Genomic DNA, 5,564 nt, shown 5'->3' on the forward strand with positions numbered 1-5,564 from the left:
GCCGCAGCTCAGCCGCCGCAGCTCAGCGGCCCGGCTCAGCGGTCTGCGGACGCCGCGGCGGCGGCCCCGTCCTTCCGGGACCCGGCGTCCCCCGGTCCGGTGACCGCGCCGGAGCCCTCCCCCGCACCGGCCTCCTCGCCGGACGGCCGCACCCCGCGCAGCATCCGGACGGCCACCAGGGCAAGCACCGTGACCATCGCCGCGCTCACCCCGGCCGCCGCGTTCAGCCCCGAGGTGAACGCCGCCCGCGCGCCCTCCGCCAGAGCGGAGCCGGCCTCGCCACCGAGCGCCTGCGCCGTCTTCAGCGCGCCCGGCAGGGTGTCCCGCGCCCGGCCGGCCGCCTCCCCGGTCACCCCGGGCAGCTCCACGTCCGCCATCCGCGCCCGGTACACGGCCGTGCCGAGCGTGCCCAGCAGCGCCACCCCCAGGCCCACGCCGAGTTCGCTCGCGGTCTCCGACATCGACGAGGCAGAGCCGGCCTTCTCCGCCGGGGCGGTGCCCAGCACCAGATCGGTGCCCAGCACCAGCGCGGGCGCGAGGCCGACCCAGCTCAGCGCCAGCGCCACCACCGCGAGCACCGGGCCGCCCGTGCCGTCGAGGAACACCGCCACCAGATAGCCCGCCGCGGTCACCCCCAGCCCGGCGGCCACCACCGGCCCCGGCCCGAACCGCCGGGCCGCCGCCGGGGCGAGCAGCGAGCCCCCCACCATGGCCACCGTGGCCGGCAGCATCAGCAGCCCGGCGGCCAGCGGCGAGTGCCCCTGCACGAGCTGGAGATACTGGGTGAGGAAAAGCAGCATCCCGCCCGAGGTCAGCACCGCCAGCAGGATGAGCACCAGCGCGGCCGTGAACGCCCCGGTGCGGAACAGCCGCAGGTCCAGCAGCGGATCGGCCAGCCGCCGCTGCCGCCGCACGAACAGCGCACCGGCCGCCGCACCCGCCGCCAGGGCCGCGGCCGGGGCCGCCGCGGGCCCCTCCTTGGCCAGCTCCTTCACCCCCCAGACGACGGCGATCATGGCGAGCAGGGACAGCACCACGCTGGCCGCGTCCGGCCGCCCGCCCCCGGCCGCCCGGTGCTCGGGCAGCAGCAGCGGCCCGGTGACCAGCAGCAGCGCCATCACGGGCACGCCCATCAGGAACACCGAGCCCCACCAGTAGTGCTCCAGCAGCAGCCCGCCGGCCACCGGGCCGAGCGCCGTGCCGGCGAGGAAGGACGTCATCCACACCGCGACCGCCGTCGCCCGCTGCCGGGCGTCGCGGAACATGGTGCCGATCAGGGCCAGGGTGGAGGGCATCAGGGTCGCTCCGGCGATGCCCAGCAGCGCCCGGGTCACGATCAGCATCAGCGGGCTCTGCGCGTACGCGGCGGCCACCGAGGCCGCCGCGAAGGCCACGGCACCGGTCAGCAGCAGCCGGCGGCGGCCGAACCGGTCACCGAGCGCCCCCATGGTGACCAGGAAACCGGCGATCATGAACCCGTAGATGTCCAGGATCCACAGCTGTTCGGTGCTGGTCGCGCCCAGATCGGCGCTCAGGTGCGGCGCCGCCAGATACAGCACGCTGAGGTCCAGGGCGAGCAGCACGGTCGGAAGGGCCAGCACGGCCAGACCGGCCCACTCCCGGGGGCCGGCCGCGGTCCCCGCCGCGGTCGGTGTGTCGGTTGTCATCTCAGGCTCCGCTGTTCCCGTCGGTGTTGCGGCGGCCGTGCACCGCGCACGGCCGCCGGGCGGCGGTGTGCCGGCCGCGGAGGCGGCCGGCACACCGCGCCACCGCCCACAGTGCGTGCCGCCGCCTGCGGTCCGCTGACAAAATGCCTGCGGCCTCCGGACGTCCGCCCGTTACCGTGGGCTCATGCGGTTCGGCGTACTCGGCCCCCTCGCGGTGAGCACCGCGGACGGACGGCCGGTCCGCGTCCCCGGGGCCAAGGTGCGGACCCTGCTGGCCGTTCTGCTGGCCGCGGAGGGCCGGCCGGTGCCGCCGGCCCGGCTGATCGAGGAGCTGTGGGGTGCCCGTCCGCCCGCCAAGGCCGCCGCAACCCTGCAGACCAAGGTGTCCCAGCTCCGCCGCGCGCTGGAGCAGGGGCAGCCCGGTGCCCGCGCCCTGCTGGTGCACCAGCCGGCCGGCTATCTGCTGCGCCTGCCGGACGGCCGGCTCGACGCGGCCCGTTTCACCACCCTGCTCGCCCAGGCCCGCCGCGCCCCCGACCCGGCCCGCCGGGCCGCCCTGCTGGGCAGCGCCCTGGAGCTGTGGCGCGGCCCGGCCTACGCCGACTTCGCGGCGGAGCCGTTCGCCCGGGCCGCCGCCGAACGGCTTGAGGAGCAGCGGCTGACCGCCCTGGAGGAACAGGCCGAGGCCCGGCTGGAGCTGGGGGAACACCGGATTCTGGCCGACGAGCTGGCCGGGCCGGTGGCCCGGCATCCGCTGCGCGAGCGGCTGCGCGCCGTCCACCTGCGGGCGCTGTACCGCTCGGGCCGGCAGGCCGAGGCGCTCGGCGGCTACGCGGAGCTGCGGCGGCTGCTCGCCGAGGAGCTGGGGGCCGATCCGGGGCCCGAGCTGGCCGCCCTGCACACCGCGATGCTGCGTCAGGAGCCGGGCCTGGTGTCCGCCCCGGCGGAGCGGCACCGGACGCGGGCCGGCGCGTCCGGCGGCACCGCGGCCCCGGCCGACGGGAACACCCTCGGGAGCACCGACGGGAATTCCGGGACCGGCGGTGGTGGGGAGACCGGCGGCGGACGGCCGCGCGGCAACCTGCCCGCTCCCCTGACCGGCCTGATCGGCCGCGAGCCGGCCGTCCGGGAGCTGTCCGCCCTGCTGGCGGAGCACAGGCTGGTGACCCTGACCGGGGCGGGCGGCGTGGGCAAGACCCGGCTCGCGCTGGNTGGTGGGGAGACCGGCGGCGGACGGCCGCGCGGCAACCTGCCCGCTCCCCTGACCGGCCTGATCGGCCGCGAGCCGGCCGTCCGGGAGCTGTCCGCCCTGCTGGCGGAGCACAGGCTGGTGACCCTGACCGGGGCGGGCGGCGTGGGCAAGACCCGGCTCGCGCTGGAGACGGCGGCACGCGTCCGGGACACCCGGCCGGACGGCGCCTGGCTGGTGGAGCTGGCCGGGCTGGACCGGAACGAGGCGGCGGACCGCGGCGGCACGGACGGCGGGGGCACGGACGGCGGCGGCACGGACGGCGGCGGCACGGTCGGGGAACCGGTCGGGGAACTGGTCGAGGAACTGGTGGCCGCCGCCCTCGGGCTGCGCGAGGAGTCCGGCCTGCGCCGTCCGCCCGCCGGGCCCAGCCCCTCCACGGCCGGAGGGCTGGTCCGGGCGCTGCGCGACCGCCGCCTGCTGCTGGTGCTGGACAACTGCGAGCATNCTGGTCGAGGAACTGGTGGCCGCCGCCCTCGGGCTGCGCGAGGAGTCCGGCCTGCGCCGTCCGCCCGCCGGGCCCAGCCCCTCCACGGCCGGAGGGCTGGTCCGGGCGCTGCGCGACCGCCGCCTGCTGCTGGTGCTGGACAACTGCGAGCATGTGGTGGACGCGGTCGCCCCGCGGGTGGCGGAGTGGCTGCGGGCCCTGCCCGGGCTGACCGTCCTCGCCACCAGCCAGGAGCCGCTCGGCGTGGCGGGGGAGACGGTCTGGCCGGTGCCGCCGCTGGAACCGGCCGATGCCCTGGAGCTGTTCATCCTGCGCGCGGCGGCGGCAGGCAGTCCCCCGCCGCCCGGCGCGGACGCCGCGGAGGACCGGGCCGCCATGGCGACCATCTGCCGCCGTCTGGACGGCATCCCGCTCGCCCTGGAGATGGCCGCCACCCGGGTGCGGGCCCTCGGCCCGCGCGAGCTGGCCGCCCGGCTCGACGACCGGTTCACCCTGCTGGACCTTCCGCGGCGCGGCGCACCCGCGCGGCAGCAGACCCTGCGCGCCGTGATCGACTGGAGCTGGGAGCTGTGCGACGAGACCGAACGTGCGGTGCTGCGGCGGCTTTCGGTGCTCGCCGACGGCGGCGACCTGGAGGCGGTGGAGGCGGTCTGCTCCGGTGACGGGGTGCCCCGGGCGCGGATCGCGGGGGTGCTGGCCCGCCTGGTGGACCGCTCGCTGGTGCATGCGGTCCGCACCGGTGACGAGGTCCGGTACCGGCTGCTGGAGTCCGTCGCCGCCTACTGTGCCGGACGTCTCCGGGACGGAAGCGGCGGAAACGACGACGGACCCGGGGCAGGCGTACCCGGGAACAGGCCCGGAAACAGGCCCGGGAACGGGCCCGGGAACGGGCACGGCCCTCCCCGGGAGGCCGCCGCGGCCCGGGCCCGGCACCGGGCCCACTTCCTGGCCCTGGCCCGCGAAGCCGAGCCGAAGCTGCGCGGGCCGCGGCAGCAGCACACGCTGCGCGTCCTCGACCGGGAGACCGCCAATCTGCGCCGCGCGCTGCGGGAGGCGGTGGCGGACGGCGCCGCCGCCGAGGCACTGGAGCTGGCCTGCTGCTACGCCTGGTACGGCTATCTGCGCGGGCGGGTACGGGAGGCCCGCCGCTGGCTCGACCTGGCCCTGACCTCGGTACCGCCCGCATCGTCGTTCCCCGCCGCACGCCCCCCGGCCGCCGCCGAGGCGGAGGTCTGGCGGGCCGCGCTCTCCCTGCTGGTCCTGGACCGGGAGGACGCGGTGCGGGAGGCCGCCGCCGCCCTGGACGCGTTCACCGCGCTGCCCCCGGCCGGCCGCACCCGCGGCACGGCCTGGGCGCGCTGGCTGCTCGGCTTCGCCCAGTGGGGGGTGGGCGGCAGCCGGGAGCCCGAGCGTCGGGTGCTGGCGGCACTCGGCGAGTTCCGGACGGCGGGCGACCGCTGGGGTACCGCTGCCGCGCTGGCCACCCAGGCGATGAACCATCTGTTCCGCTCCGAGCTGGGACAGGCCGAGGCCATGGCCCGGGAGGCGCTGGAGCTGTTCACCGCGCTGGGCGACGGCTGGGGCCGCCTCCAGGCCGCCGGCACGCTGAGCAGCGTCGCCGAGATCCTGCGCGACTATCCCGAGGCGGAGCGGCTGGCCCGGGGCTGCGTGCGGATCGCCGAGGACCTGGGTCTGTGGGCGCAGCTCGCCGAGGAGCTCTCCCATCTGGGCCGGCTGGCCATGCTGCGCGGCGACCACGGGGAGGCGGAGCGGTTGCACCGGCGCGGACTCGCTCTGGCGCGGGAGCATTCGCTGGCGTCGGCGGAGCAGTACGCCGAGATCGGGCTGGCACTCAGCCTGCGCCGCCGGGGCGAGCCGGACGCCGCGGAGCGGCTGCTGCTCCGGTGGGTGGAACCGAACCGCCGGCAGAGCGCCTGGGCCGGTCTGGCGCTGGTGACGGCGGAGCTCGGCTTCGTCGCGGAGCTGCGCGGCGACGCGCAGGAGGCGCTGCTCCGGCACCGGGAGGGGCTGGCCGCGGCGGCGGCCACCGCTGATCCCCGGGCGGTGGCGCTGGCCTGCGAAGGGCTGGCCGGCGCCCATCTGCTGGCCGGCCGACCGGTGACGGCGGCCCGGCTGCTGGGTGCGGCGCACGCGCGGCGCGTCGCGGCGGGGGCGCCGCTGCCTCCCGAGGAACGCGGGG

General features: G+C 78.0%; 2 protein-coding genes and 1 pseudogene. 2 read left to right on the forward strand and 1 reads right to left on the reverse strand.

Annotated elements, in window-relative coordinates; genetic code table 11:
* Nucleotides 1-35 precede the first annotated feature (35 nt).
* Nucleotides 36-1,667 (reverse strand): MFS transporter, encoded by a 1,632-nt coding sequence (locus GQS09_RS26555; RefSeq protein ID WP_165990082.1) that lies wholly within the window; start codon nt 1,665-1,667, stop codon nt 36-38.
* A 184-nt stretch (nt 1,668-1,851) separates the two neighbouring features.
* On the opposite strand from GQS09_RS26555, the pseudogene GQS09_RS30055 reads away from it, so the two are divergent.
* Both GQS09_RS30055 and GQS09_RS30060 read left to right on the forward strand, forming a co-directional pair.
* Nucleotides 1,852-3,109, forward strand: a pseudogene (locus GQS09_RS30055) (BTAD domain-containing putative transcriptional regulator); the annotation flags it as partial.
* Nucleotides 3,110-3,379: 270 nt separating this feature from the next.
* Nucleotides 3,380-5,564 (forward strand): ATP-binding protein (locus GQS09_RS30060; RefSeq protein ID WP_399552613.1); only part of this gene is annotated, 2,185 nt, incomplete at its 3' end.

The sequence above is a fragment of the Streptomyces sp. YIM 98790 genome (assembly GCF_011421595.1).
GTDB lineage: Bacteria > Actinomycetota > Actinomycetes > Streptomycetales > Streptomycetaceae > Streptomyces.

Coding starts and splice junctions, on each gene's coding strand:
- GQS09_RS26555 (WP_165990082.1), bottom strand. CDS start 1,667: ATGACAACCGACACACCGACCGCGGCGGGGACCGCGGCCGGCCCCCGG.